The organism is Methylobacterium sp. AC315 (genome assembly GCF_979253755.1).
The window spans coordinates 118,383-141,950 of the sequence record NZ_CEEDEA010000002.1 but is presented as its reverse complement, the minus strand read 5'-3'; the positions used below and the strand labels follow the sequence as shown (position 1 = coordinate 141,950).

Genomic DNA, 23,568 nt, shown 5'->3' with positions numbered 1-23,568 from the left:
GCATGGCCGGCCGCGCGGAGGGTTCTGTGGCAACGCTCGCTGTCGCGGGACACCGGCGGCGATCGCACACATCGTCGGCACGAAGCGGCGTTGCGCACCAGCGAGAGATTTGTCGCCCACGCGCTGAGGCTGGCGACAGCTCAGAACCGCGCTGGATTTGTCGACAACAGACGAAGAATAATATTATTAGGGTGTGGGACCGTTTTTCATAGAAAAATGTGTGACAACGGATTGGTGAGATCTACAAAATCTCTACTATGACGCCCGTATCTCCGCCGTCGTCCAGGCTATTTTGGCCGTTGATGTTTTCGCGATGATACGAGATATCCTGGATCGAGTTTCCAAGATGCGGGATCGGCACGATGAAATTGTTGCGTGACGCAAAAATTCTCGTGAAATTTGCAATTCCGCTCGTCATCGTGGCTTTGGCCGCCGGAGGATTGATCGTCTACGCGCGTGCGAGCCTGATCGCCCAATCGGCCCAGACCCGGCAGATCGTCGATGTCCAGGCCAACCGCCTCGCGATGATCCTCGGCCTCCAGATCGATTTCGGTGAGATCGCCGTCCAGGCGCGCAACCTCGTCCTCGAAACGCGCGAGTCGCAGATGGCGGGGTACCAGACCCTCATCAAGCAGAACACGGCGCACGCGTTCAGCTTGCTCGATGCCCTGATGCAGATGGCCGACACGCCCGCGCGGCGCTCGGCCGGGGAGACATTGCGGCAGATCCTGACGGCGTTCGGCGCCGTGGTCGATCGGGTTGCCGCGAGCGCGGAGCGCGGGGAGGCCGAAGCCGCCAGCGCCATCCTGCTGGCCGAGGGCAATCCGCTCCGGGCCAAGCTGGTGGAGATGATACAGGCTCGGGTCGATGTCCTGAAGGGCGACCTTCAACGGGAGCGGGACGAGTCCGAGGGGGTGGCCTCCCGGGCGACCCTTCTCCTGGTCGCGGCGGCAACAATCGGCCTTGCCGTCGCCATCGGGGCGGGCGTCGCCGTGGTCGTTCTCGGCGTGACGGCCCCGCTCAAACGGCTGGTCCAGACCCTCGAGCGCATGGGGCGCGGAGAGGCCGACAGCGAGATCCTCGAGGCCGCCCGCGGCGACGAGATCGGTGCCGTCGGGCGCGCCGTGGAAGGGATCAAGCGCTTGGTCGCCGCGGAGGCTGCCGAGCAGGCCGAGATCCGGCGTCGCGCCGATCAGGCGGCCTCGTCCGAGCGCAGGCGTGCCCGTGCCGAGCTGGCCGACAGCTTCGAGCAGACCATGGTCGGCATCGTCGACACCGTCTCGACATCGGCGAGCGCGCTGCAGAAAGCCGCCCAGGACATGACCGACACCGCCAGCCTGGCGGCGATGCAGGCCGCCACCGTCGCCTCGGCGGCCGAGGAGGCGGCCGGGAACGTCCAGACGGTCGCGGCCGCCGCGGAACAGCTCGGAACCTCGGTGCAGGAGATCGGACGTCAGGTCACGGGCTCGGCTGGGCTCACCCGGATCGCGGCCCAGGAGGCCGGGGAGACCACCAAGCTGGTTCAGGCCCTGAGCCAGACCTCGGCGAAGATCGGCGAGATGGTCGGGCTGATCGCCGACATCGCCAACCGGACCAACCTGCTAGCGCTCAACGCCACCATCGAGGCGGCGCGCGCCGGCGAGGCGGGGCGGGGCTTCGCCGTGGTGGCGACGGAGGTCAAGGCGCTCGCCGGCCAGACCGCCCGGGTCACGGACGAGATCACCGGCCAGGTCGGCGCGATCCGGGCCGTGACCGAGAATGCCGTGGCGGCCATCGGTGGGATCACCAGCCGCATCGGCGAGATCGACGGCGTCACCGCCAGCATCGCGGCCGCGGTCGAGCAGCAGGGTGCCGCGACCCAGGAGATCGTCCGCAACGTCTCCGAGGCCGCGCTGGGGACCGGTGCGGTCACGAGCAACATCGTCGGCGTCGCGGATGCGTCCGAGCGGACCGGGGCGGCCGCGACCCAGGTCCTGGGGGCGGCCGCCACGCTCTCGGACCAGTCCGGGCGCCTGAACGCCGAGGTGTCCCGCTTCCTCGCTGGAATCCGGGCCGCCTGAGGCGGACCCGGTGTCTGGCAGCCGTCAGCCCGCGAGGGCGACGGTGTAGTCGGCTTCGGTCTTCGCGCGGATCTCGTCCTCGGTGACGCCGTCGGCGAGCTCGATCAGTTTCATGCCGCCGTCGCCCTTCTTGTCGATCTCGAACACCCCGAGATCGGTGATCACGAGGTCGACCACCTGGGTTCCGGTGAGCGGCAGGTCGCAGGCCTTGAGCAGCTTTGCGCTTTCGGTGCCGTCCTTGTTCTTGGCGACGTGCTCCATCACCACGATGACGCGCTTCACCCCGGCGACGAGGTCCATCGCGCCGCCCATCCCCTTCACCATCTTGCCGGGGATCATCCAGTTGGCGAGGTCGCCGTTGCCGGCCACCTGCATGGCGCCGAGGATCGACAGGTTGATGTGCCCGCCCCGGATCATCCCGAAGGAATCCGCCGACGAGAAGTAGCTCGTGGTCGGCAGCGCCGTGATCGTCTGCTTGCCGGCGTTGATCAGGTCCGGGTCTTCCTCGCCCTCGTACGGGAAGGGGCCCATGCCGAGCATGCCGTTCTCGGATTGCAGCTGCACCGACATGCCGTCGGGGATGTAGTTCGACACCAGCGTGGGGATGCCGATGCCGAGGTTCACGTAGAAGCCGTCTTCCAGTTCCTTGGCGGCGCGCGCCGCCATCTGCTCGCGGGTCCAGGCCATCGTTCTATTCCCTTTCCCTCGACTAGTGGGTGCCGCCGCCGGCGGCGGCCGCCGGCGTGCTGTCGCCGCGCTTGCGCGTGGTGCGCTGCTCGATCCGCTTCTCGCGCGCGCCGACCTCGATGATCCGCTTCACGAAGATGCCGGGGGTGTGGATCGTGTCCGGGTCGATGGTGCCCGGCTGCACGAGGTGCTCCACCTGCGCCACCGTCATCGTGGCCGCCGTGGCCATCATCGGGTTGAAGTTGCGGGCGGTCATCCGGTAGCGGAGGTTGCCCTCGGTATCGCCGGTATGGGCGTGCACGATGGCGAGGTCCGCGAACAGCCCGCGCTCCATCACGTAGTGCTCGCCGTCGAACTCCCGCACCTCCTTGCCCTCGGCGACCTTGGTGCCGACGCCGGTCTTGGTGAAGAAGGCCGGAATGCCGGCGCCGCCCGCGCGGATGCGCTCGGCCAGGGTCCCCTGCGGGTTGAACTCGATCTCCAACTCGCCTCCGAGATACTGCCGGGCGAACTCCTTGTTCTCGCCGACATAGGACGAGATCATCTTGCGCACCTGCCGGGTGTCCAGGAGCTTGCCCAGGCCGACCCCGTCGATGCCGGCATTGTTCGACACGATGGTCAGGCCCTTGACGCCCGAGGCGCGCACCGCCTCGATCAGCTCGTCGGGGATGCCGCAGAGGCCGAACCCGCCGCACATGACCATCATGTCGTCGCGCAGCAGGCCGGCCAAGGCCGCGGTGGGATCCGTGTAGACCTTCTTCATCGAACCGTCCTTTTCTCGTCCGGTCTGGCCCGGTCGAAATCTTGGGAACTACGTTTCCTCGGCCCGCTGTCCCCGATTCCGCGGCCGAAATCCAGTGCCGGTGCACACGGCCCGCATGGTGTCCGGGGCGATCCGTAACCCGCGAGCCTGGGGAGAGCGGGGTCGCCGGGCAGGGCCCCCGCAGACAAGGCGTCCCGAGCGCGCTATGAGGTTAACGCAACGAGCAGACCCTACCGGGCCGCGACGGCTTGAGGGGGCTGGCGCCGCACCTGGCCCCTGGCCGCGCCTGCGGCTCGCCCATCCGGAGCATGATGTCGCCGCGCCGCCCCATCTTCGTTGCCGCCCTTGGATGCCTGGTCCTCGCAGGGCTCGGCCTGCAGGACTGGTCGGTCGACGGCGGCCGGGCGATGACCTTCGCGGGTTCCGCACTCGATGAGTACGGCCTCGCGCTGACCGCCGAGGGGCCCGCGCACCTCACGCTCCTCCCGATTCCCCGCCTCAGCCTCGAGCGTGTCCGCCTCGCTGCCGGATCCGCCGGGTCGACGCTTGCGGAGGGCGGCCGCCTGACGATCGAGCTCGATCCGATCGGCCTGCTCGCCGGCCGCGCCGCCCTTGGCGGGTTGCGGCTCGACGCGGCGCGCCTGTCGCCGGATGCCGCCGCCTGGCGCGAGCCACTGGCGCGGCTGGCCGGACGGATGCGGGCGGGCGCGACCCAGCACCCGCGCCGGATCGCCCTCAACGGCGCCCGGGTCGGCGACGGCACGGACGCCCGGGACATCGACATCGATCTCGCCTGGCCGTTTTGGAGCGCGACCGCCGAGGCCCATGCCAGCATGACCTGGCGGGGCGTGCCGACACGGATCGCCCTGGCCCACATGCTGCCGGCCTATATCGCGCAGGGCCTGCGCACGCCGTTCACGGCGACGGTGACTTGGCCGGATGGCAGCCTGGCGGCCGAGGGGACGGCAGGACCGCCATCCGACGGCGGCGGCCTGCCGGTCCTGGCCGGGCGCGCCCGGTTCGAGAGCCGTGCGCTCCCCAGGACCCTGTCCTGGCTCGGGCGCGACGCACCGCTCGCCGCCCTCGCCGGCACCTTCTCGCTCGACGGACGGTTCGAGACCGGGGTCAGGTCGGTGTCGTGGCCGAGCCTGCGAGTGGGGCTCGGCGACGACGTCCTGGATGGGGCCGGCGCCGTGACTCTCGGGGCGGAGCCCGAGCCGCGCCTCTCGGTCCAGGCCACCCTGGCGGCCGAGACGCTCAACCTGTCGCCGCTTCTCGCCGACCTGATCCGGCTGTTCCAGGCCGAGCCGGCCTCCCTGGCGCTGGGACCACTGACCGGTGGCGATCTCGACCTGCGCCTCTCCGCGGCCGAGGGCCGCGTCGGGCCGGTCCTGGCACAGGACCTCGCCGCCAGCATCCTGGTGCGGGACGCGGCCGTGGAGGTCGCGGTGAACCGGGCGCGCGTGCAGGACGGCATGCTCAAGGGGCGCGTGACCCTGGCGAGCGCCGCGGATCCGGCCGAGACCGACGTGCGGATGCAGGGTAGCCTCGACCGGGTCGATATCGGTTCCCTGCTGGGCGAGATCGGCGCGGGACGCTGGCTGAGCGGCCCGCTGCAGGGCCAGTTCAGCCTGGAGGGTAGCGCCCGCGACAGCGGCTCCCTGCTCGCCAGCCTCGGCGGCCGCGCGACCCTCTCGGTCGATGGCGGTGCGATCACGGGGCTCGACCTGGCGGAGCTCGTCCACCGCAACGGTGCGGTGCCCACCGGGGCGCTGGCGCGCCGGAACGGCCGGACCGCCTTCGAGCGTGCCGCGATCACCCTGCGCTTCTCCGACGGGATCGGCGAGTTCGCCGAATCCGGCCTGCGGGGCCCGAGCGTCGGGGCGAGCCTGCAGGGTCAGGTGTCGCTGCCGGGCCGGCGGATCGCGGCCCGGGGCGACTTGGCGCTGCGACCGCTGGCCGACCTCCCGGGCCGCGGGCTGCTGTTCGAGGTGACGGGTCCGTTGGATGCCCCCACGGCGCAGATCGTGTCTCAAGGCGAGGCGATGCTGCCCGATCCCTTCAAGGTGCCGGCCGCCCTCGGGCTGAGCGGTGCCGCCCGCGCCTACGCACCCTGACCCCGATCCCCGCGCCTGCCGCCCGACCCTGAGCTCCGGCCCCGAACCCCTCCGTGACCCCCATGCGCCGCCAGCTTATCGAGGATCCCGTCACCCGAGCCGGGCCGCTGTCGCGGCAGCTCGCGGTGTTCTCAATCCTCGCCACCGGTCTTGCCCTGATCCTGGTGCGGGACCCGCGCGCTGACACCGACGCGGCGCTGGTGGCGCTCGCGGCCGGGCTGTGCGTCGCCCTGGCCGCGGCGGTGGCGGCCGTCTTCGCGTTCGTGCATGTCTGGCGCGAGGGCGCGCGCGGCCTGGGCGCCGCGCTGGCCGGCCTGGTGCTGGCGATCCTCCTGCTGGGCTACCCGGCCTATCTGGGCGTGCGCGGCCTGCGCCTGCCGGTCCTGTCGGACATCACCACCGATATCGACAACCCGCCGGCCTTCTCGCGCTCGCGCGCCGCCTTCGCGGCCCGGGGTGGGCGCTATCCGGCCGATCCCGGCCCGGCAATCCGCGAGCGCCAGCGCGCCGCCTACCCGCAGATCGCCCCGCTGACCCTCGACATCGGCGCCGACGAGGCGTTCGAGTTGGCCCGCAAGGCGGCCCTCAACCGGCATTGGCAGATCGTCGAGGCGATCCGTCCCGGGGGACGCACCGGCAACGGGCGGATCGAGGCCGTGGCCCGGGGCCTCATCCTGAACCTGCCCGACGACGTGACTGTGCGGATCCGCCCCCGGGCCGACGGCGCCCGGATCGACGTGCGCTCGGCCTCTCGGCTCGGCGGGCGCGACTTCGGCACCAACGCCGACCGGATCCGCGCCTATCTCGACGACGTCGCCAACCTCGCGCTTGCGGTGAAGTAGGGTCAGGCGGGCACGTAGGCCGCATCGAGCCGCGGCCGCCCGTCGCAGGCGACCAGCCCGCGCCCGACCAGATCCTCGAGATGGGCGAACACCGACAGGGCGGCCGCGCCCCGCAGCCGCGGATCGAGCCCCTGGTAGATCGCCGCCACCACCTCCGGGATGCGCGTGTCCCCGGCGACCAGCCGGGCCCGGATCGCCGCCTCCCGCTGGCGACGGTGGCCGATCAGGCAGCGGACGAGCCGCGCGGGCTCGCGGACCGGGCCGCCATGGCCGGGCCAGTAGATCGTCTCGCCGCGCCCGCGCAGCTTCTCCAGAGAGGCCATGTAGGCCCGCATCTCCCCGTCCGGGGGGGCGACGATCGTGGTGTTCCAGGCCATGACGTGGTCGCCCGAGAACAGGGCTTCCGCCTCGGGCAGCGCGAAGGCGAGGTGGTTCATCGTGTGGCCGGGGGTCTCCACGGCCACGAGGGTCCAGCCGGGACCGGATACGGCGTCGCCCTCCGCCAGGATGCGCGCCGGCGCGTGCGCCGCGTCCGAGCTGGCATCGAGCATCGGCGCCTCGCCCTCCGCCAGGGCGCGGGCGGGCCGGTGCGGGCCGCAGCCGACGATCGGCGCCGCGGTCCGGGCGGCCAGCAGGCGGGCGCCCGGCGAATGATCGCGATGGGTGTGGGTCACCACGATCGCCTCGACGCGCTCGGGGCCGAGGTCGTCCAGGAGCGCCGTGATGTGGCTGGGATCGTCAGGGCCGGGATCGATCACCGCCACGCGATCCTGGCCCACCACGTAGGTGCAGGTGCCGGTTGCCGTGAAGGGGCCGCCGTTCGGGGCGATCCGCCGCCGGATCAGCGGGGCTACGCGCTCCATGCGCCCGCTTTCGGGCAGGGACCGCTCGACACGCGGCCCGCTCTCGTCTTCGACCGTCATCGCCACCCCGTCCCGTGCCGGCGGTGGTTCTACGGCTGCGCGCGATCGCCGCGCAATCGGGCGCAGCGGCCAGGGGGCTTTCCCTGAGGACAACGGTCCCGGAGGGAGCCGTACCTCAGGGCATGCGGGACGTCAGCCCGCGCGGTGCGAACGCCCGGACCGGACGCGAACGGGGACCGGTACGGGGGCCGGCGCCACGCCGAGGCCGAGGGCGGCCGCGCGCGCCGCGTCGGCGGCCCCATCGACAATCTCGGTGACACGCGCCGCCAGGGCGGCGAGCTTGGATCGAACGGCTCTCTTTGCAGCTTGCAGCATCTCGGATCCCGGTTCGGACCTAGTGACCTAACAGCGAACGCGACCGTCTGACTCCCGTTCCGTCACCCAATCGTCGCGGGGCGGTTCGCCAGCGAGACGAAACCGGTGGGCTTTGTCAAGTGCGCGGAACCAGAACCAAACCTTGGCGTTTTGGAGTCCAGAACGACGCGGCCGCCCGCGCCGGACCTTTCAAAGGATACGCACAATGCTCGGTTGGGCCGTAACTTTCCTCGTCGTGGCTCTGGTCGCCGCTCTGCTCGGTTTCGGTGGTATTGCCGGCACCGCGATGGAAGCTGCCAAGCTTGTGTTCTTCGTGGCGATCGTCCTGTTCGCGATCTCGGCCGTTGTCGGCCTGATGCGTGGCCGTTCCCCGACGCTTTAAAGCCATCGTAGAGGCCGGCGCTGGCGCCGGGCTGACGATAGACTTGGGAAGAGCCGCCGTCCCAAACGGCGGCTTTTTCATCGCGGCGACATCAGGATCCACAGGGTCCACCGGTGCCGCCCGAGCCTTCCAAGCTCAAGCCTTCCGTCGCTGAAGACTTCCACCGCTCAGGTTTTCTCGCGCTCACCGCCGTCCAGCTTGGCGATGAGTTCGGCAAACCGGTCGGGCACGGGTTGCAGGGCGACGGTATCGTACATCGCGCGCAACTGAGCGGCGATGCGGTTGCGGGTCTGGTCGCTCAGGCCGCTCCCGTCGGAGCGCGCACCAGCGGATGTCGCGATGCCCCGGGAAGCCCCGGATTGGCGCGCTTCGGACGGTGCCGTGGGTTCTGCGGCGGTGCCAGTATATGGATCGCCCGCACTGGAGGCTGCATCCTTACCCTGATCCGCCATCCACACGCCCCTTATTGCCGAAGTCCGCTGGGCCGCATTGTACTGCGGCTCGACATACGCCATGGCTGCGGCTGCAACGCCCGCCCGCCGGATCGGTTCCGCTGGGGGCGGAACGGAGTGCGGGCCGCCGCGTTGGGCGGTAGGCTGCGCAGGATACAAGCCGGCCCCGGCACGGCCTCGGTCGCGGACCGAGGCATCGCGGCCGGGCAACACGGCGAGGCACAGGGGATCGAATGTCGACATCGCAACTCGTGGTACAGCACCTGCCGTACCTGCGCCGCTACGCTCGGGCGCTCACGGGGAGCCAAGTGGCGGGCGACGCCTATGTCGCGGCCACCCTGGAAACCCTCGTCAACGAGCCGGATACGCTCGGCCGCAGCACCAACATCAAGGCCGACCTGTTCCGGGTGTTCACCCGGATCTGGAACTCCCTGTCGGTGAACGGACGCAGCGAGCAGGTCCAGCACGACCTCCCCGCCGAAGTCCGCCTCGGCCAGATCACGCCGCTGCCGCGCCAGGCCTTCCTGCTCTCCTGCCTCGAAGGCTTCTCGGAAGAGGACGCCGCGATCATCCTGGCCGTGGACGTCTCCGAGGTCCGCGACCTGGTGGACGAAGCCGGCCGCGAGCTCGCCGCCGACATGGCCACCGAGATCCTCATCATCGAGGACGAGCCGCTGATCGCCATGGACCTCGAGGCCTTGGTGGAAGGCCTCGGCCACAACGTCATCGGTGTCGCCCGCACCCGCACCGAGGCGATCAAGATCGCCAGCGACGGCAAGCGTCCCGGCCTGATCCTGGCCGACATCCAGCTCGCCGACGGCTCCTCGGGCCTCGACGCGGTGAACGACCTGCTGAAGACCTTCGAAGTGCCGGTGATCTTCATCACCGCCTATCCGGAGCGCTTCCTCACGGGTGAGCGGCCCGAGCCGGCCTTCCTCATCGCCAAGCCGTTCCAGCCGGCGAACGTCTCCGCGGTGATCAGCCAGGCGCTGTTCTTCCAGCAGACGGCGCGCCGCCGGGAAGCCAAATCGGCGTGACCACGAAAGTCGGTTCTCTGCAGTAACCGGGGGCGGTCCGCCGTCTCCGGGCTCGGCCCGCAGGACTGTCCCGAACAAGCCCCGGCGAAAGCCGGGGTTTTTGTTTGCGGTGTCCCTCGCGATGCCTCTGACCTGCGGCGCGCAAAAAAACGGGCTGGAGATGGCTCCAGCCCGTCTAAGAGGTTCCGGCCGATGCACAAGGGGAATGCGGGGAGGACCAGGTGGCCGGGTGTCGTGAGAACGAGCGCCGGGCCGGGAGGTTCCGGACAATGCGCTTTTTAAGCGAGCGTGACTTTTTCCGCACAGGGGACGGTTGTGGATGACGCCGGTGCGCCGTCGCACCAACGGCTTGAACGCGAACGAATACTCAGTGCCCACAGGGACGGGATAGTTGTGGAACCTGCAATTGCACGCCGCGTTGTGGAAACATCCTGTCAAGCTCTCATGATGAGGTCGGGGCGATGCTGCGGTCGGGTTTCATTCTGGGCGTGAGTGCTCCCGCGGCTCTTCTCACCGTGCTGATTCAGCCGGTGGTGCGTGAGACCGCCGACCGCTGGACGCCGCCGGTGCTGACCGCGGCGGCCGCCGTGCAGGCGCCGCTTCCCGGCATGCGCCCGGCCTCGCTGGCTCTCAGCCCGACTCGGGTCGCCGGGGTACAGCGCGTCGACAGCCGTTCGGGCCCGGTCGCCGAGGAGGGGCAGGAAATCGGCATCCGGCCGCTCCTGAAGCAGCCGCAGCAGCCGCGCCGTCTGGTCCGCGAGGGGTGCGAGACCGCGCTCAGCTCCCTGGTCGGACCCGAGGCCCGCCGCATGATTCCGGGCCGCTGCATTTCCTGATAGCCCGGCTGGTTCTCTTCCAGACACCAAAAAGCCCCGTCCGTCCGGCGGGGCTTTCTGGTGTCGGGGCCGTAGTGTGAGCTCCCGCGATGACGAGAGCCGGTCGGTCGCAAAAAGACGGCGCCGGTCCAGGGGACGCGGCGCCGTTACGCGACTCGTTCGGTCCGGTGCGTCACTCGGCGCGGCCGGTCCCCGTGGACTGCCCACCCTTGCGACCGGCCGTCGAGGCCAGTTCGCGGTCCTGCGAGAAGGAGCGCTTCTCGGCCGGCACGCTGCGTCCGCCCTTGCTGGCGATCTCGCGCTGCCGCGACAGGTCCATCGAGGCAAAGCCCCGCTTCGAGGTTGAATTTCCGGATGCCATCAGTTCCTCCTCAGGCTTCGCTTCACCCCGCAACAACCTTCAGCAATAACCAAGGTTCCTGTCATGAGACGTGGCCAAGTTTGGCAAAGCTAAGCTTGGCGGCAACCGCGGGCTGAGTGCGGCGTTGGTCCCCGGTTGATCTGCGCGTTTCTCCGCAGGCGCCCGCTGCCGACCGGCCCAAGGCCGGCCTACTCTCGCGCGGCCGCGCCCGGTTCCCACGCCGCAGGCTTTCGAGGAGAGGTTTCCGCCAGTGACGAACCGCAACATGGTCAAGGACGCGGCCGGATCCGAGCCGGCCGTGAAGCCGAATACGCCGCCGCTCCCGCCGATGCCGGCCCCCGAGGATTCGCCGACGCCGACCACCCGCGAGGAGCCGATCGATTCGCCGCACCTCAACGCCAGCCTGAAGCGTGAGGCGCCGGCACCGGGCGAGCAGGGGCTTTCGACGAAGCGCTGAGGCGCCGCCCGTCAGCCGGGCCCCGCCCGCGTCCTGCGAGACAGGCCGAACACCAGCAGGCCGATCCCCAGGATCGTGGCGAGGCCGGCCACGGTCAGGATGCGCTGGACCAGCGGCGTGTAGAGGCCGCGTGCGGCATCGTAGCCGTAGCACAGCAGCGTCAGACGGTCGGCCAGGCTGCCGACCTGCCCCTCTCCGGCTTCCGTCAGCGCGAGCCGGAGGTCCCGGCCGGTCAGCGCCAGGGGCGAGAGAACCCGCGCCACCCGGCCGTCGCCGGTCAGCAGCATCGCGGCGGCGGGATGGGCGAAGCTGTCGGTCCCGGGATCGTAGACGGCCGTGTAACCCAGTGCTCCGGTCAGCCGGACGAGGGCGGCATCGGTAACGAGCAAGGGCGTGACGCCGGCCCCACGCGGTCCGAGCGTCTCGTCCAGCATGCGACGCGCGGCCGCGGCGTCGTCGCGGGGATCGATCCCGACGAGCACCCAGGCGTACTGGTCCGTGGGGAGGCCGGTCGCCGCCAACGCATCTGCAGCCATCGACACCATCGGGTCGCAGACGTTCCCGCAGGTGTAATCCACCGGCAGCAGGAGGGTGGCGCGCCCGCCCAGCGCCTCTCCCAGCGTTGTGGTGCGCCCGGTCCGCGCGTCCGTCACCGGCACGGAGAGCGGCGCCTGGGCGCCGGGCGCAGGGGCAGCCGCCACCCGGGCGAGGTCCGCCTGAACCAGGCGCGCCTGGGCGGTCCCGGGATTCGCCAGGCCAGCGCATGCAATCGTCAGTAGGCTGACGATCAGGTACTGAACCGTGCGGATTGCGTCGGGCCTGGGACTGGACAAGGGCTTGATGAACCGCATGGATATGTCGTCGGCCGGTCCGGCCCTCTCAGTACCACCCATGCCCGCGAGGGCGTGACACCCGTCGCGGAGCCAGTGCATGACCCTCGACACCGAGGTTTCCTCCCTGCGGCAGGTGCCGCTGTTCCGCGAGGTGGAGCCGGCGCGCCTGAAGCTTCTGGCCTTCACCAGCGAGCGCGTGCATTTCGAGCCGGGCCAACGCTTCTTCGCTCGGGGCGACGTGGCCGATGCCGCCTACGTGATCCTCATGGGCAGCGCCGAGGTGAGCATCGACGGGCCGGCCGGCCCGGTCCGGCTGGCGCTGCTCGGGCAGGACGCCCTGGTCGGCGAGATGGGCATCCTGGCCGACCAGCCCCGCTCCGCCACGGTGACGGCGGAGACGGCGGTGACGGCGTTGCGGATCGACCGCGGCGTGTTCCTGGAGCTGCTGGCGCAGTTTCCCCAGATCAGCATCGCGCTGATGCGGGTGCTGGCGCTGCGGCTGGAGCAGACCAACCAGGCGCTCGCTGAGAGTCGGGGCTGACCTCACGCGGTCGGATAGGTGATGAATTCCAGGAGCGAGCCGTCCGGGTCGCGGAAGTAGACGCTGAGGCCGAGGCCTGCCGCGCCGTGACGCTCGACCGGGCCCAGCTCCACCGGCACGCCGGCCGCCTCGAGATGCGCCATCGCGGCCTCGATCGTGCCCGACCAGCGGAAGCACAGATCGCTGTTCCCCGGGAGCACGGGTTGCGCCGCCACCGGCTCCGCCTTCACGCCCGGCCCGTGGCAATTGAGCTGCACGCCGCCGAACCGGTAGGCGAAGCCGCTCCCGCGCTCGATCACCTCGGCGCCGACCACGTCGCGGTAGAAGGCGTTGGACCGCGACCAGTCGGTGACGTGGATCACGCAATGGTCGAGGTGGATGGCGGGGCGCAGAAGGTCCCCGGGGACGACCGCCGCGTCGGTCGCAAGCGTCTCGGTCTCGGCCATGTCGTGCCTCCGCGGATGCCGGATCTCAGGGGCGCCGTCGTCGCCCAGGAACCGGCAGCGACCGTTCGAAGGCCGTACCGGTCCGCGATCTTCCGCGCCGAATTAGGGCGCAACCATGGCCGTGGCAGTGGGCGCTCGCGCGTCCGTGCGGCGCAAAAGCTACATCGTCGCAGACGGGGAGACGGTAGGCATAGCGCCCTGGACCGTATCCCGCATGTCAGGACCCATGATCGCATCCCACCTGTCGGCCTGGAGCCGAATTCGCCGGCTCCTGCTCTCGCGAATTCTGCTCGCCGTGGTGGCGATCGCGCCGCTGGCCGCCTGCCAGACCCGCCCGTCCCAGCTCGCACAGGACGATGAATCGGCCTGGTACATCGGGACGAAGGCCGACAAGCCGTTCGACATCCCGCTGGTCGACACCGCCCGCCTCGATCCGAAGTACCGCCGCCAGCAGGTGAGCTACAACGGTCCGGAGAAGCCCGGCACGATCCTGGTCGACATCGACCAGCGCCAGCTCCTCCTGGTCCAGGCCGACGGCACCGCGATGCAGTACGGCGTCGGCGTCGGCAAGGCCGGCTTCTCCTGGAAGGGTGAGGCGCGCGTCGGCCGCAAGGGCGTCTGGCCGGATTGGAGCCCGACCGTCACGATGGTCTCGCTCAACCCCGACCTGCCCCGCACCCGCAAGGGCGGCGTCGACAACCCGCTGGGCGCCCGGGCTCTGTACCTCTACCAGGGCAACCGCGACATCTTGTTCCGGATCCACGGAACCAACGAGCCCTGGAGCATCGGCGAGCAGATGTCGTCGGGCTGCGTCCGGATGCTCAACGAGGACATCGCCGACCTCTACGAGCGCGTCCCGGTCGGCACCCGGGTCCTGGTCAAGCGGAGCGGCAAGTACCGGACTTGACGTCCGGTTCGCCGGATTCCGGTCCCATACCGTCGCGGATGTCGGTGGATCGCCGGCTCGATGCCCGTCCCTGCGCGTGAAATGTGGAAGCTGAGGGGCAACGCTTTCGCAATCTCTTCGCGTAACGGTCGGTCGAGCGCGCTCCGCGGGACGCCCGGGTCTTCCCAAAGCGCATGGCTGAGCCGGCAAAAGCGCCACAATGGCCGGCGATTCCGGGCGCTTCGAGAAACCCTTGCCGGTCGTTCGTGGACAGCTTTCCAATGACAAGATCGATGCTCGCCCTCTTGCTCCTCTGTTCCCCCGCCGCCGCGGCCGGAACGATCAGCGGACCGGCGACGGTGATCGACGGCGACACGATCGAGGTGCACGGCACCCGCATCAACCTCTACGGGATCGACGCGCCGGAGACGGCGCAGAGCTGCCAGACCGTCACCGGCCGGGAATACCGCTGCGGTCGCGACGCCGCCCTGGCGCTGACCGCCCATATCGGCAGCGGCGTCGTCACCTGTGAGCGCCGCGACGGTACGCCCGTCAGCGGCATTGCGGGCGTCTGCCGCGCGCATGGCGAGGACCTCTCGGCCTGGATGGTCGCCCAGGGCCATGCCTTGGCCAGCCGCCAGGTCACGGTGGCCTACACCCCGCAGGAGGGCCACGCCTGGGCGACGCGGCGCGGCCTCTGGGCCGGGACCTTCGAGAAGCCTGCCGATTGGCGCCAGGACCGGCGTCGCATGGAAGCCTCGGCCGGTGCGAGCGCGGCTGATTAGGGCATCGTCCCGAACGGCGCCCGCACGCCTTCGAGACACGGCGACGCCCTAGACGCGATCACGCCGTCTTGTCGTGGCCCTCGGTGAATTCCCGCCAGAGCAGGACCAGCGCCGCCATGACGGCCGGGCCGACGAACAGGCCGAGCAGCCCGAAAGTCTCGACGCCACCCAGGATCCCGAGCAGCACCCACAGGAACGGCAGCTTCGTGGTGCCCCCGATCAGCGCCGGCCGAACGAAGTGGTCGGCCGCGAACGTGACCACGAATCCGGCCACGGCCACGACGACCGCGGCCTTCATCGAACCCGCCGCCACCAAGAGGAGCGCCGCGATCGCGATGGCGAGCGCCGCGCCGAACGGGATCATGGCGGCCACCGCCGTGAAGGCCCCGAGCAGCACCGGATGCGGTACCCCGGCGAAGTAGTAGACCACCCCGAGGATGAAGCCCTCGCCGAGTCCGACCAGAACGAGGCCGTCGACGGTCCCGTGCACCGAAGCCACCATCTGCCGGGCGACGCGCTCGCCCCGGGGGCCGAACAGCCGGTCGCAGGCGGAGCGGGCCTGCTCGGTGATCGTGCGCCAGTCGCGGAATAGGAAGAACAAGGCGACCAGGCTGAAACCGAACAGCACGATCCGGTGCACCACCTCGCGTCCGAAGTTCCGTGAGGCGCCGACCACCGAGTGGTTGTCGAACCGGTGCAGCAGGTCGGATCCCGCCTGGGCGTGCCCGAGATTGTCGTTCCACCACGCGGTCGCCTGTGCGGCGCCGTAGGGCAGGTGCTGCAGGAATTCGGGGGCCGGGATGCCGCTCGCCTCGGCGTTGCGCACGAACTCGGCGACGTCGTGGGCCTCGCGTGCCGCCTGAACCCCCAGGATCGCCAGGGGCGCGAGGAACACCAGGGCCACCGCGGTGGTCATCAGGGTCGGCAGCAGCAGATTGTGCCGGCCCGGTGGGAAGCGGCGCTCCAGGCGGGCGTAGAGCGGCCACAGCGCAATCGCCAGCACCACCGCCCAGGCCAGCGCCGGCAGGAACCCGTGCAGGATCCAGAGCCCGAGCGCCGAGAGCGCCAGCACCAGCACGACCCGGGCCGCGCCCTGGGAGCGCGCCCGCTCCGGAGGCGGTGGGGGGCCGGGATGCGCCGGAGCCGTGACGGGCTGAACCGTGGGTAACATCCGTCTCGTCTCCTGACGCCGCGCAACCGATGCCGCGCACATAGACCGAATTCGTCGCGGCGCAGGGGGCGTCCGCGCACACGATCCGGTGCACGACCCCGAACCAGCGCTGCAACGCACCGGGAACCGCCGCGGTTGCCGCCCCTGACCCCCTCGTGTAGAGGTCGCGGCCGTCCGACGGGCCCGTAGCGGGCCCCGTACGCGTATTGGTGGCCGCGCGGGGCGTGAGCGCCGGGTCGCCCGGCGTCGAGGGGGGGCTCCCCGCCCGACCGATCCGGAAACCGAACAGCCCGCGAGAAGACATGTCCGACGAGCCCGCCCACGGCAGCGCCACCTTCCAGCGCGTGGCCGACATCATAGCCGAGACCGCCGACATCCCCCGGGACAGGATCACCCCGGAGAGCCACGCCATCGACGACCTCGGCATCGACAGCCTGGCGTTCCTCGACATCGCCTTCGCGGTGGACAAGGCTTTCGGGATCAAGCTGCCGCTCGAGCGCTGGACCCAGGAAGTCAACGAGGGCAAGGTCCCGGCCGAGCAGTATTTCGTCCTCAAGAACCTGTGCGCGCGCATCGACGGCCTGGTGGCCGAGAAGGCCGCCAAGGTCTGACGCGCCAGAGCCCGACGCCCCATGCGCCTCGAATATTTCGAGATGATCGATTCCGTGCGGCACCTCGATCGGGCCGCCGGCCGGATCGAGGCGCTGGCTCGGGTTCCGATGGAAAGCCCTGTCTTCGAGGGACATTTCCCCGGCCATCCGCTGGTCCCCGGGGTGCTGCTGACCGAGACCATGGCGCAGGCCTCCGGCTACCTCGTGCTCGCCCATCTTGATTTCACCCGGATGCCGTTCCTCACCGGCGTGGACAAGGCCCGGTTCCGGTCCTTCGTCGGGCCTGGCGCGGACCTGATCGTGACCGCGACGCTGGAGCATGACGGCTCGGGCTACGCCGTGACGAAGGCGGCGATCAGCCATGCCGGGACGGCGCTATGCGACGCCGAACTGCGCTTCCGCACCATGCCGTTCCCGGATGGGCTCGACGTGCCGATGCGCGCGCGGGCCCAGGCAATCGGCCTGTTCGCGGACCCGGCGCAGCCATGAGCCGTCCGGTCGTCGTCACCGGCCTCGGCCTCGTCTCCTGCGCGGGCGAAGGGATCGACGCGCATCTCGCGGCCCTCGATGCCGGCGCGGCGCCCCGGACCGACACCGAGACGTTCGCCCCCTATTGCGTACATCCGGCACCGCCGATCTCCTGGGACCAGCAGATCCCAAAGCGCAGCGACCAGCGGCAGATGGAGGCGTGGCAGCGTCTGGGTGTCTACGCCGCCGGCCTCGCCCTGGATTCCGCGGGCGTGAAGGACGATGCCGCCCTCAAGCAGGCGCTCCATCTCGTCGTCGCGGCGGGCGGGGGCGAGCGCGACTACGCCGTCGATGGCGCGATCCTGACGGGTCTGCGCGATGCCGCCGATCCGGGCGCCTATCTCAATGAGCGGCTGCAGAACGACCTGCGGCCGACGCTATTCCTCGCCCAGCTCTCGAACCTGCTCGCCGGCAACATCGCCATCGTGCACGGGGTCACGGGGGCCTCGCGCACCTTCATGGGGGAGGAGGCGGCCGGCGTGGATGCGCTGCGGATCGCGCAGGCGCGAATCGCTTCGGGGCAGATCGACGCGATCCTGGTCGGCGGCTCCTACAGCGCGGAACGGCCGGACGTGCTCGTGGTCCACGAGATGGGCGGCTACCTCGCCCGTGCACCGTACCGTCCGGTTTTCGAGCGGGCTGCGTCGGCGTCCGGCTTCATCCTGGGGAGCTGCGCAGCCTTCCTGATGCTGGAATCGGAAGCACACGCGGCTGCTCGCGGGGCTCGGGCGCTCGCCCGGCTGGACCGTGTCGCGAGCGACCGCACGCGGCGCGTCCCCGGCAGCGTCGCCGCCAGCCTCGAAGCGCTCTGGCTGCAGGCCGGCCTCTCGGCCCCGGACCGCGTCCTGTCCGGAGCCTCGGGCGTCACCGTGATCACCGAGGAGGAGCGGGACGCGCTCACGCGGCTCGCGCCGGGTGCCGACGTCCGGGCGCTCGGCGACGTGATCGGGCACGGCCTCGAGGTCGTCGCCCCGCTCGGGGCGGCTCTCGCGGCAGGTCTCGTCGCGGCAGGGTCGGCCCGCGAGGTGGCGGTAACGACGGTGGGCCATCGCCGTGGCGAAGGGGTGCTGCGCCTGCAGACGGCCTGATCAGCCTGCGGAAACGGTCCGAAGTGCCTGGACGCCGGGCCACGCGGCCCTTCGACAGCGGCCGCCATCTGCCTGGAGGCGTGCATCTTCCAGCCGTCTCTCGGTTCACTGCCGGTCGAAACGAAGCCGGCCTCGTCGATCCTGATCCGCGCGGAAATAGTTCGGCGGACTTGCCAATGCGCGGGTGAGGGTCTATCTCAGCCGCATCGGCACGTGTCCGGATATCTTGGACCGTTACGCCTTCGCAGGGCGGTTCTGACTTTCCTATCGCTATCGGTCGATACCGGCATTTGCTTTTACGAGCGGATGCCATTTCTCACTACGCCTGCGAAGATCGAGGAATTCCATGAGCACCGGAACCGTCAAGTGGTTCAACGAGACCAAGGGCTACGGCTTCATCCAGCCGGATGACGGCGGCAAGGACGTGTTCGTTCACGTCTCGGCTGTCGAGCGCGCCGGCCTGCGTGGCCTGAACGAGGGCCAGAAGGTCTCTTACGAGCTGGAAACCGACCGCCGCAGCGGCAAGGAGTCGGCCGGCCAGCTTCAGACGGTCTGATCGCCGCTAGACGGCCCGTGTTGAAGCCGCTCCCGAGGGAGCGGCTTCTTCGTATCTGCATTCGATCCCGGGGTGACGGCGGCCCGCCGCGCCCAACTCAGGAGTGTCTGTGAGCTTTCCGAACAAGCAAGGCGTCGTCGATCGACTGGAGGCCGCTGCCAAGGCGCGGTCCGAGATGCTGGCCCGGTTCCGGGCTCGCCCGACTGCCGATGATCCGGCCGTCCTCGCCCGCCAGTCCGCGCGCCGCGCCGTGGTTGATGCCCGCGAGGCCCGCGCGTCCGAGCGCGCCGCCCAGCGCGAGGCAGACCTCGCGCGTGCCGCCGCCCAGGCCGAGGCCGAGCGTCAGGCCGAGGCCGAGCGCAAGGCTGCCGAGCAGCTCGCCGCCCAGGAGCGTGCCAAGGCCCTCCAGGCCGAGCAGAAGCTCCAGCGCGATGCACGCTACCTTGCACGCAAGGCCAAGGCGGCCAAGAAGCGGTAAGGTCTCAACGCCGAAGCGGCTGCCGATCCGGCACGCGGGCGCGTGAGCATCAAGACATTGGGGACCGGTCCGATCGCGATGCGGTCGGCCGCCCTCGAGCGCCCCGTTCGAGACCCCGCCTCAGGAGCTTGGCATGACCCACAAATTCAAGATCGGCCAGCGCGTCTGCCGGGTGCAGCTCGGGCTACCGGGCGACAAGGGCGGCGGCGAGGTGTTCGAGATCCTTCGTCTCATGCCCGAGGATCAGACCGGCGAGCGTTCCTACCGGATCCGTACGGAAGCCGGCGAGCGTGCGATTCGCGAGAGCGAGCTGGTGGCTGTCTCGCGTCTCTGATCGGCTCGTCGTTCAAAGCTTGCGATACATCACCAGTGCGTCGACCAAGCCGAGACCCGGATGCCGGAATGCGTCCGGAAGTCGGCCGACAATGTCGAACCCGAGGCTCTGCCACAGTGCAACGGCCCGCAGGTTCGTCGAAATCACGAAGTTGAATTGCATCGCCGCGAAACCGCGCTCGCGCGCCCGATCGAGGGCGTGCAGGCCCATCGCCCTGCCGATGCCGAGACCGGCTGCAGCCGGGTCGGTCATGAAGCCGCAATTGGCGACATGGGCCCCGCCGCCCGCCTGATTGGCGCGCAGGTAATAGGTGCCGCGCACCGCCCCGTCCCGTTCGGCGACGAAAGTTTCGCGATCCGCGCCGGTCCAATAGGCGACGGCCTCGACCTCGCCGAGCCGATGATCGAGCGCGTAGGTCTCACCCGCCCGTACCGTCGGCACGATGATCCGGGCGATCGCCCCGTGGTCCGAGGCGCGCGCCGGTCTGATCTCCGGGCTCAACCGAACTGCTCGCGCAGGATGCGCTCGTCGAGGCTGTGCCCGGGATCGTGCAGCAGCACGAGCTCTGTGGCGCGGTCCAGCGAGGTCTCTACCGTGCAGACCCGCCGGAACTCGGTGTGGTCGGCGACTGCGGCCACCGGGCGGTGTGGGGCGTCGAGAACGTCGATCCGGATCTTCGCGTAATCCGGCAGCAGGGCGCCGCGCCAGCGCCGGGGGCGGAACGCCGAGATCGGGGTCAGCGCCAGGAGCTTGGCGTCGAGCGGCAGGATCGGGCCGCCGACCGAGAGATTGTAGGCGGTCGAGCCGGCCGCGGTTGCGACCAGCACGCCGTCGGCGATCAGCAGGTCCAGCCGCACATGCCCGTCCACGGCGATCTTCAGCTTGGCCGTCTGGTGCGTCTGGCGCAGCAGATAGACTTCGTTGATCGCCCGGGCCCGGTGGCTGCGGCCCTCCGTGTCGGTCACGTCCATCACCAGCGGGTGGATCACGCTGCGCTGGGCGGCTTCCAGGTGCTCCAGGAGATCGTCATCCCGGAACTCGTTCATCAGGAAGCCGACCGTGCCGCGGTTCATCCCGTAGATCGGTTTCGGCCGATCCATGAAACGGTGCAGCACCTGCAGCATGAGCCCGTCGCCGCCGAGCGCGACCACGACATCCGCCTCCTCGGGAGAGACGTGATCGTAGCGCCGCATCAGGGCGGCGGCGGCCTCGCGGGCATACCCGGTGGGGCTCGCGACGAAAGCGATCTTCTTGGATGTCGGCATGGCGTCAGGCGATGCCGGGCAGGCGCGTCGAGGTCGCGTCGGGGGTCACGTCACGGCTCCAGTCTGATGAGCGAACCGCCCGGTTGACGTCGGTGCCCCGCATGCGTCTGACTCCTCGGGCACATGCGCGATCCTGGAGGCATAGCATGGAGCGTCCGCTCCTCGTCTACACCACCTTTCCCGACGCCGCCTCAGCGCTGAATATCGGCGAGGCCCTGGTCCGCGAGCGCCTCATCGCCTGCATCAACGTCCTGCCCGGGATGTTGTCGGTCTACAGCTGGAAGGGCGCGGTGGAACGGGGTGAAGAGGTCGCGGCGATCCTCGAGAGCCGTGAGGGCCTGGCCGATGTCCTGTCGGCCGCCCTGAAGGCGCGTCATCCCTACGAGACGCCGATCATCCTGCATTGGCCGATCGCGGGCGCCGATGCCGACACCGCCGCCTGGATCCTGTCCGAGACCGGAGCCGAAGGCACAGAGTAAGCTGGGCCGCCGCACCCGCACCAGGTCTCACGGCGAAGTATCCAGACATTCGCTGAATGCTGGTGCTCGGTGTCTGCAATATTTGTGCAATAAGAATTGACTTCCTAATCGTTCAATGCTGCATTCGAAGGGAGGCGTGCCGCGTATGCGCCTCCACGACTTGCGGTGATTCGCGATGAGGGGATTGTTTGCAATCCTAGCGATCGGCGTCGGCCTGCCGGACGCGCATGCCCTGGAGGCCGACGAGGTGGTCGGAACCTGGCGGCTCGTCACCGCCACGCGCAAGATCGTCGAGACCGGAGAAGTCGTGGACGCCTATGGCGGCCCGAAGCCGAATGGCTGGATCACCTACGGCCGCGATGGACGGATGATGGTGGTCTGCGCCTTCGAAGGGCGCAACAGGCCCGCCGCCAACGAGGCAATGTCCGATGCGGATCGGGTCCACCTGCACAGGACGTTCTTCGCCTATGCGGGGACGTACCGTTTCGAGGCCGACCGCGTCACCCATAGCATTGATACGTCGTGGAACGAGGCCTGGACGGGGACCTCGCAGGTTCGGCAGGTCGAGCAACGGGGGCGGCAACTCGTCTACACAACCACGCCGTTCAAGTTCAACGTCGACGGGAGGCTGAGCATCATCACGCTGGTTTGGGAGAAAGTTCCCTGATTTCCTGTTCGCAGCAGTCTTGGGAGGACATCATGCCCCGCAATTACGTTCTGCCGGTCCTGGTTTTCGCTGCCGCCGCGATCCTGCCCGGCTTGTGCCTGGCGGAAGCGTTGGAGGCCGATGCCCAGAGCGCGGCGACCAAGTGGGACGAGGCCTACAACCGCGACGACATGGAGACGCTGGGCAAGCTCTACGCGCCCGACGCCCTCGTGGTGACGAAGGGCGCGACCCAGACCCGCGACGGCATCCAGAAATTCTTCTCCGGCCTGAAGGCGAAGGGCTGGGACGACCACAAGACGACGGTGAAGAACGCGGTCGCGAAGGACAACCTGCTCATCGTTTCGGGACGCTGGGAGATGACCGGTCCGGTGGAAGGCGGCTCCAAGAAGAAGTTCGAGGGTAACTGGGTGAACGTCCTCGAACGGCAAAAGGATGGTTGGCGGACGGTGCTGCACACCTGGAACTGAGCGGCGCCTCAACCACCCTGGTCGGCCAAACCGAGGCGCGGCACCACGGCGTTCCGGTCTCGACACGCCAGCCAGCCAGCCGGAGCGCGATCGGCCGGTCCGGCGCCTCGTTGCGGTGATTGGCGATGATCGCGCCGGCCTCCAGGTTCAGGTTCGCGCCCAGGATACTGTCGCCGACGACGTTGAACTGTGCGGCGGCCGCCCCGGCGAACAGGAAGGCGGATTTCAGCTCCGCGCCTGGGCCGACGATGCTCTCCGCTTCCAGCCAGCAGCCCGCGCGCAGATCGGCGTCGGCCGCCACGAGGCAGCCCGGCCCGACGATGCCATGCGCCGATGACAGGGTTGCGGCTCAGGATCTGAATTCGACGTTCCACGAAAAAATCAAGATGTATCACGAATCACTTGAGGATAAACTTCATATTCAAGCTGATATCTTGGGATTGAATTGGACGGTCTGCATATAGTACCGGCCCTTTGATTTGGTCTCTCCGATGGCCGCGACTATAGGGCGCGTGGCGTCGTCTTCGGCGCCGCGAACTCGGGACGTCGAGACCATGAAGGCATTCAAGACCGCCGGCCGCATCGCGATGGTGCTGCTGGCTTCCGGTGCGGGTGGGACGGCCGTGCTGGCGGCTGGCGGCAAGCCGAGCGAGCCGCTGATGACCATCGAGGCGGCCCCGTCGGGCCCGGCCGGGCTGACGGCGGCCAATCCGCCGGCGCTCCGCTACGGCACCCTCTACGCCGACGCCAAGGGCCAGAGCCACGTCCAGTATTGCGACCTCAAGAACTTCATCTTCAAGAGCTACGCGCCGCCCGCCGCGCCTCAGTATGTCGGCTTCCCGCCGGGCGAGGTTGCGTCGGTCAAGTACGCGATCCTGCCGGTCGGCTACGTCGGCACCTGGCACACCGCCCCCGGCCCGCAATGGGTGATCACCCTGTCGGGGCGCTGGTCGGTGGAGGCGACGGACGGGTCCGTGCTGGAGCAGGGGCCCGGTGAGGTGGAGTTCAACGCCGATACCGGATCCACCCCCCAGGGACCGGAGGGTCATGTCGGGCACCTGACCCGGCAGGTCGGCGACGTGCCGAACGTCCAGCTGATCGTGTCGCTGAAGCCTCGGAAGGGGAAGCGCTCGGTCGAGCCGTGCCAGCCAACCGCGCGGTGATCGTCGGGCTGACCTGACCGCCGACGGATGCGATCCGG

General features: G+C 69.6%; 31 protein-coding genes. 21 read left to right on the top strand and 10 right to left on the bottom strand.

Going from position 1 to position 23,568, the window contains the following annotated elements:
* Positions 1-362 precede the first annotated feature (362 nt).
* Complete coding sequence (locus tag AC0IY0_RS03460) at positions 363-2,060, top strand: methyl-accepting chemotaxis protein (RefSeq protein ID WP_471763083.1); 1,698 nt, start codon at positions 363-365, stop codon at positions 2,058-2,060.
* A 24-nt stretch (positions 2,061-2,084) separates the two neighbouring features.
* Here the strand turns inward: AC0IY0_RS03460 and AC0IY0_RS03455 are convergent, their stop codons facing one another.
* Positions 2,085-2,747 (bottom strand): CoA transferase subunit B, encoded by a 663-nt coding sequence (locus AC0IY0_RS03455; protein WP_147907540.1) that lies wholly within the window; start codon positions 2,745-2,747, stop codon positions 2,085-2,087.
* A 22-nt stretch (positions 2,748-2,769) separates the two neighbouring features.
* Positions 2,770-3,510, bottom strand: a complete 741-nt coding sequence (locus AC0IY0_RS03450) for a CoA transferase subunit A (RefSeq protein ID WP_147907539.1) — start codon at positions 3,508-3,510, stop codon at positions 2,770-2,772.
* A gap of 308 nt (positions 3,511-3,818) precedes the next feature.
* Here AC0IY0_RS03450 and AC0IY0_RS03445 point away from each other — a divergent pair, with 308 nt between their 5' ends.
* Complete coding sequence (locus tag AC0IY0_RS03445; protein WP_471763082.1) at positions 3,819-5,627, top strand: AsmA family protein; 1,809 nt, start codon at positions 3,819-3,821, stop codon at positions 5,625-5,627.
* Positions 5,628-5,689: 62 nt separating this feature from the next.
* Positions 5,690-6,469, top strand: a complete 780-nt coding sequence (locus tag AC0IY0_RS03440) for a DUF1499 domain-containing protein (protein WP_147907537.1) — start codon at positions 5,690-5,692, stop codon at positions 6,467-6,469.
* Between the two features lie 2 nt (positions 6,470-6,471).
* On the opposite strand, the gene AC0IY0_RS03435 is transcribed toward AC0IY0_RS03440, so the two are convergent.
* Entirely contained in the window at positions 6,472-7,392 is a 921-nt protein-coding gene (locus tag AC0IY0_RS03435; RefSeq protein ID WP_471763081.1) for an MBL fold metallo-hydrolase, read from the bottom strand.
* 520 nt (positions 7,393-7,912) lie between these two features.
* Here AC0IY0_RS03435 and AC0IY0_RS03430 point away from each other — a divergent pair.
* The gene (locus tag AC0IY0_RS03430; RefSeq protein WP_007568853.1) at positions 7,913-8,089 is read left to right on the top strand and encodes a DUF1328 domain-containing protein; all 177 of its coding nucleotides are present in this window, start codon (positions 7,913-7,915) and stop codon (positions 8,087-8,089) included.
* A 167-nt stretch (positions 8,090-8,256) separates the two neighbouring features.
* On the opposite strand, the gene AC0IY0_RS03425 is transcribed toward AC0IY0_RS03430, so the two are convergent.
* On the bottom strand, positions 8,257-8,604 hold the full coding sequence (locus AC0IY0_RS03425; RefSeq protein WP_471763080.1) for a NepR family anti-sigma factor: 348 nt from the start codon (positions 8,602-8,604) through the stop codon (positions 8,257-8,259).
* Positions 8,605-8,774: 170 nt separating this feature from the next.
* Here AC0IY0_RS03425 and AC0IY0_RS03420 point away from each other — a divergent pair, with 170 nt between their 5' ends.
* Both AC0IY0_RS03420 and AC0IY0_RS03415 read left to right on the top strand, forming a co-directional pair.
* Positions 8,775-9,578 carry a response regulator gene (locus AC0IY0_RS03420; protein ID WP_147907535.1) on the top strand — a complete coding sequence of 268 codons (804 nt, stop codon included), beginning with the start codon at positions 8,775-8,777 and terminating at the stop codon, positions 9,576-9,578.
* Positions 9,579-10,039: 461 nt separating this feature from the next.
* Positions 10,040-10,414, top strand: a complete 375-nt coding sequence (locus AC0IY0_RS03415) for a hypothetical protein (protein ID WP_147940623.1) — start codon at positions 10,040-10,042, stop codon at positions 10,412-10,414.
* Between the two features lie 172 nt (positions 10,415-10,586).
* On the opposite strand, the gene AC0IY0_RS03410 is transcribed toward AC0IY0_RS03415, so the two are convergent.
* Positions 10,587-10,775 carry a con-10 family general stress protein gene (locus tag AC0IY0_RS03410; protein ID WP_147907533.1) on the bottom strand — a complete coding sequence of 63 codons (189 nt, stop codon included), beginning with the start codon at positions 10,773-10,775 and terminating at the stop codon, positions 10,587-10,589.
* 250 nt (positions 10,776-11,025) lie between these two features.
* Here AC0IY0_RS03410 and AC0IY0_RS03405 point away from each other — a divergent pair, with 250 nt between their 5' ends.
* The gene (locus AC0IY0_RS03405) at positions 11,026-11,232 is read left to right on the top strand and encodes a hypothetical protein (RefSeq protein ID WP_147907532.1); all 207 of its coding nucleotides are present in this window, start codon (positions 11,026-11,028) and stop codon (positions 11,230-11,232) included.
* A gap of 11 nt (positions 11,233-11,243) precedes the next feature.
* Here the strand turns inward: AC0IY0_RS03405 and AC0IY0_RS03400 are convergent, their stop codons facing one another.
* Positions 11,244-12,083: a thioredoxin domain-containing protein gene (locus AC0IY0_RS03400; protein ID WP_471763079.1), complete on the bottom strand. Its 840-nt coding sequence runs from the start codon at positions 12,081-12,083 to the stop codon at positions 11,244-11,246.
* Between the two features lie 79 nt (positions 12,084-12,162).
* Between AC0IY0_RS03400 and AC0IY0_RS03395 the strand changes: the two genes are divergently transcribed.
* Positions 12,163-12,606: a cyclic nucleotide-binding domain-containing protein gene (locus tag AC0IY0_RS03395; RefSeq protein ID WP_147855109.1), complete on the top strand. Its 444-nt coding sequence runs from the start codon at positions 12,163-12,165 to the stop codon at positions 12,604-12,606.
* A 2-nt stretch (positions 12,607-12,608) separates the two neighbouring features.
* On the opposite strand, the gene AC0IY0_RS03390 is transcribed toward AC0IY0_RS03395, so the two are convergent.
* Positions 12,609-13,052, bottom strand: a complete 444-nt coding sequence (locus AC0IY0_RS03390; protein ID WP_147907531.1) for a VOC family protein — start codon at positions 13,050-13,052, stop codon at positions 12,609-12,611.
* A 214-nt stretch (positions 13,053-13,266) separates the two neighbouring features.
* Here AC0IY0_RS03390 and AC0IY0_RS03385 point away from each other — a divergent pair, with 214 nt between their 5' ends.
* Complete coding sequence (locus AC0IY0_RS03385) at positions 13,267-13,959, top strand: L,D-transpeptidase (protein ID WP_461230716.1); 693 nt, start codon at positions 13,267-13,269, stop codon at positions 13,957-13,959.
* Between the two features lie 272 nt (positions 13,960-14,231).
* Complete coding sequence (locus tag AC0IY0_RS03380) at positions 14,232-14,723, top strand: thermonuclease family protein (RefSeq protein ID WP_246692175.1); 492 nt, start codon at positions 14,232-14,234, stop codon at positions 14,721-14,723.
* A gap of 58 nt (positions 14,724-14,781) precedes the next feature.
* On the opposite strand, the gene AC0IY0_RS03375 is transcribed toward AC0IY0_RS03380, so the two are convergent.
* Positions 14,782-15,894: an AI-2E family transporter gene (locus AC0IY0_RS03375; RefSeq protein ID WP_147898653.1), complete on the bottom strand. Its 1,113-nt coding sequence runs from the start codon at positions 15,892-15,894 to the stop codon at positions 14,782-14,784.
* A 302-nt stretch (positions 15,895-16,196) separates the two neighbouring features.
* Here AC0IY0_RS03375 and AC0IY0_RS03370 point away from each other — a divergent pair, with 302 nt between their 5' ends.
* The 6 genes from AC0IY0_RS03370 (at position 16,197) to AC0IY0_RS03345 (ending at position 19,489) form a co-directional block, all read left to right on the top strand.
* On the top strand, positions 16,197-16,505 hold the full coding sequence (locus AC0IY0_RS03370; protein WP_147856187.1) for an acyl carrier protein: 309 nt from the start codon (positions 16,197-16,199) through the stop codon (positions 16,503-16,505).
* Positions 16,506-16,526: 21 nt separating this feature from the next.
* Positions 16,527-16,994, top strand: a complete 468-nt coding sequence (locus tag AC0IY0_RS03365) for a 3-hydroxyacyl-ACP dehydratase FabZ family protein (RefSeq protein WP_147907528.1) — start codon at positions 16,527-16,529, stop codon at positions 16,992-16,994.
* On the top strand, positions 16,991-18,121 hold the full coding sequence (locus AC0IY0_RS03360; RefSeq protein WP_471763078.1) for a beta-ketoacyl-ACP synthase: 1,131 nt from the start codon (positions 16,991-16,993) through the stop codon (positions 18,119-18,121). The genes AC0IY0_RS03365 and AC0IY0_RS03360 overlap by 4 nt, the downstream gene beginning before the upstream one ends.
* Before the next feature lie 346 nt (positions 18,122-18,467).
* Entirely contained in the window at positions 18,468-18,677 is a 210-nt protein-coding gene (locus tag AC0IY0_RS03355) for a cold-shock protein (protein ID WP_007568877.1), read from the top strand.
* Between the two features lie 109 nt (positions 18,678-18,786).
* Complete coding sequence (locus tag AC0IY0_RS03350; RefSeq protein ID WP_147898657.1) at positions 18,787-19,155, top strand: DUF6481 family protein; 369 nt, start codon at positions 18,787-18,789, stop codon at positions 19,153-19,155.
* A gap of 133 nt (positions 19,156-19,288) precedes the next feature.
* On the top strand, positions 19,289-19,489 hold the full coding sequence (locus AC0IY0_RS03345; protein ID WP_147907526.1) for a hypothetical protein: 201 nt from the start codon (positions 19,289-19,291) through the stop codon (positions 19,487-19,489).
* Positions 19,490-19,501: 12 nt separating this feature from the next.
* Here AC0IY0_RS03345 and AC0IY0_RS03340 read toward each other — a convergent pair whose 3' ends face one another.
* Both AC0IY0_RS03340 and AC0IY0_RS03335 read right to left on the bottom strand, forming a co-directional pair.
* Complete coding sequence (locus AC0IY0_RS03340) at positions 19,502-19,990, bottom strand: GNAT family N-acetyltransferase (protein ID WP_419829156.1); 489 nt, start codon at positions 19,988-19,990, stop codon at positions 19,502-19,504.
* On the bottom strand, positions 19,987-20,754 hold the full coding sequence (locus AC0IY0_RS03335; protein WP_147907524.1) for an NAD kinase: 768 nt from the start codon (positions 20,752-20,754) through the stop codon (positions 19,987-19,989). Before AC0IY0_RS03335 ends, AC0IY0_RS03340 begins: the two co-directional genes overlap by 4 nt.
* Before the next feature lie 146 nt (positions 20,755-20,900).
* Here AC0IY0_RS03335 and cutA point away from each other — a divergent pair, with 146 nt between their 5' ends.
* The 5 genes from cutA to AC0IY0_RS03310 all read left to right on the top strand — a co-directional run bounded on the left by cutA (position 20,901) and on the right by AC0IY0_RS03310 (position 23,530).
* On the top strand, positions 20,901-21,233 hold the full coding sequence (cutA, locus tag AC0IY0_RS03330) for a divalent-cation tolerance protein CutA (RefSeq protein ID WP_471763077.1): 333 nt from the start codon (positions 20,901-20,903) through the stop codon (positions 21,231-21,233).
* Between the two features lie 175 nt (positions 21,234-21,408).
* On the top strand, positions 21,409-21,900 hold the full coding sequence (locus tag AC0IY0_RS03325) for a lipocalin-like domain-containing protein (RefSeq protein WP_147907522.1): 492 nt from the start codon (positions 21,409-21,411) through the stop codon (positions 21,898-21,900).
* 32 nt (positions 21,901-21,932) lie between these two features.
* Positions 21,933-22,367 carry a YybH family protein gene (locus AC0IY0_RS03320; protein ID WP_147940617.1) on the top strand — a complete coding sequence of 145 codons (435 nt, stop codon included), beginning with the start codon at positions 21,933-21,935 and terminating at the stop codon, positions 22,365-22,367.
* 115 nt (positions 22,368-22,482) lie between these two features.
* Positions 22,483-22,704: a hypothetical protein gene (locus AC0IY0_RS03315; RefSeq protein WP_187278530.1), complete on the top strand. Its 222-nt coding sequence runs from the start codon at positions 22,483-22,485 to the stop codon at positions 22,702-22,704.
* 217 nt (positions 22,705-22,921) lie between these two features.
* Positions 22,922-23,530 (top strand): cupin domain-containing protein, encoded by a 609-nt coding sequence (locus AC0IY0_RS03310; RefSeq protein ID WP_419829159.1) that lies wholly within the window; start codon positions 22,922-22,924, stop codon positions 23,528-23,530.
* The last annotated feature ends 38 nt before the right edge of the window (positions 23,531-23,568 follow it).

What these genes read in the sequence shown, in the direction of transcription:
- AC0IY0_RS03335 (WP_147907524.1), bottom strand. Translation starts at nt 20,754, where the DNA reads ATGCCGACATCCAAGAAGATCGCTTTCGTCGCGAGCCCCACCGGGTAT.
- AC0IY0_RS03455 (WP_147907540.1), bottom strand. Translation starts at nt 2,747, where the DNA reads ATGGCCTGGACCCGCGAGCAGATGGCGGCGCGCGCCGCCAAGGAACTG.
- AC0IY0_RS03370 (WP_147856187.1), top strand. Translation starts at nt 16,197, where the DNA reads ATGTCCGACGAGCCCGCCCACGGCAGCGCCACCTTCCAGCGCGTGGCC.
- AC0IY0_RS03430 (WP_007568853.1), top strand. Translation starts at nt 7,913, where the DNA reads ATGCTCGGTTGGGCCGTAACTTTCCTCGTCGTGGCTCTGGTCGCCGCT.
- AC0IY0_RS03420 (WP_147907535.1), top strand. Translation starts at nt 8,775, where the DNA reads ATGTCGACATCGCAACTCGTGGTACAGCACCTGCCGTACCTGCGCCGC.
- AC0IY0_RS03375 (WP_147898653.1), bottom strand. Translation starts at nt 15,894, where the DNA reads ATGTTACCCACGGTTCAGCCCGTCACGGCTCCGGCGCATCCCGGCCCC.
- AC0IY0_RS03440 (WP_147907537.1), top strand. Translation starts at nt 5,690, where the DNA reads ATGCGCCGCCAGCTTATCGAGGATCCCGTCACCCGAGCCGGGCCGCTG.
- AC0IY0_RS03390 (WP_147907531.1), bottom strand. Translation starts at nt 13,052, where the DNA reads ATGGCCGAGACCGAGACGCTTGCGACCGACGCGGCGGTCGTCCCCGGG.
- AC0IY0_RS03380 (WP_246692175.1), top strand. Translation starts at nt 14,232, where the DNA reads ATGCTCGCCCTCTTGCTCCTCTGTTCCCCCGCCGCCGCGGCCGGAACG.
- AC0IY0_RS03415 (WP_147940623.1), top strand. Translation starts at nt 10,040, where the DNA reads ATGCTGCGGTCGGGTTTCATTCTGGGCGTGAGTGCTCCCGCGGCTCTT.
- AC0IY0_RS03345 (WP_147907526.1), top strand. Translation starts at nt 19,289, where the DNA reads ATGACCCACAAATTCAAGATCGGCCAGCGCGTCTGCCGGGTGCAGCTC.
- AC0IY0_RS03460 (WP_471763083.1), top strand. Translation starts at nt 363, where the DNA reads ATGAAATTGTTGCGTGACGCAAAAATTCTCGTGAAATTTGCAATTCCG.
- AC0IY0_RS03355 (WP_007568877.1), top strand. Translation starts at nt 18,468, where the DNA reads ATGAGCACCGGAACCGTCAAGTGGTTCAACGAGACCAAGGGCTACGGC.
- AC0IY0_RS03360 (WP_471763078.1), top strand. Translation starts at nt 16,991, where the DNA reads ATGAGCCGTCCGGTCGTCGTCACCGGCCTCGGCCTCGTCTCCTGCGCG.
- AC0IY0_RS03450 (WP_147907539.1), bottom strand. Translation starts at nt 3,510, where the DNA reads ATGAAGAAGGTCTACACGGATCCCACCGCGGCCTTGGCCGGCCTGCTG.
- AC0IY0_RS03410 (WP_147907533.1), bottom strand. Translation starts at nt 10,775, where the DNA reads ATGGCATCCGGAAATTCAACCTCGAAGCGGGGCTTTGCCTCGATGGAC.
- AC0IY0_RS03435 (WP_471763081.1), bottom strand. Translation starts at nt 7,392, where the DNA reads ATGACGGTCGAAGACGAGAGCGGGCCGCGTGTCGAGCGGTCCCTGCCC.
- AC0IY0_RS03310 (WP_419829159.1), top strand. Translation starts at nt 22,922, where the DNA reads ATGAAGGCATTCAAGACCGCCGGCCGCATCGCGATGGTGCTGCTGGCT.
- AC0IY0_RS03325 (WP_147907522.1), top strand. Translation starts at nt 21,409, where the DNA reads ATGAGGGGATTGTTTGCAATCCTAGCGATCGGCGTCGGCCTGCCGGAC.
- AC0IY0_RS03385 (WP_461230716.1), top strand. Translation starts at nt 13,267, where the DNA reads ATGTCAGGACCCATGATCGCATCCCACCTGTCGGCCTGGAGCCGAATT.
- AC0IY0_RS03395 (WP_147855109.1), top strand. Translation starts at nt 12,163, where the DNA reads ATGACCCTCGACACCGAGGTTTCCTCCCTGCGGCAGGTGCCGCTGTTC.
- AC0IY0_RS03400 (WP_471763079.1), bottom strand. Translation starts at nt 12,083, where the DNA reads ATGCGGTTCATCAAGCCCTTGTCCAGTCCCAGGCCCGACGCAATCCGC.
- AC0IY0_RS03320 (WP_147940617.1), top strand. Translation starts at nt 21,933, where the DNA reads ATGCCCCGCAATTACGTTCTGCCGGTCCTGGTTTTCGCTGCCGCCGCG.
- cutA (WP_471763077.1), top strand. Translation starts at nt 20,901, where the DNA reads ATGGAGCGTCCGCTCCTCGTCTACACCACCTTTCCCGACGCCGCCTCA.
- AC0IY0_RS03445 (WP_471763082.1), top strand. Translation starts at nt 3,819, where the DNA reads ATGATGTCGCCGCGCCGCCCCATCTTCGTTGCCGCCCTTGGATGCCTG.
- AC0IY0_RS03425 (WP_471763080.1), bottom strand. Translation starts at nt 8,604, where the DNA reads ATGGCGTATGTCGAGCCGCAGTACAATGCGGCCCAGCGGACTTCGGCA.
- AC0IY0_RS03365 (WP_147907528.1), top strand. Translation starts at nt 16,527, where the DNA reads ATGCGCCTCGAATATTTCGAGATGATCGATTCCGTGCGGCACCTCGAT.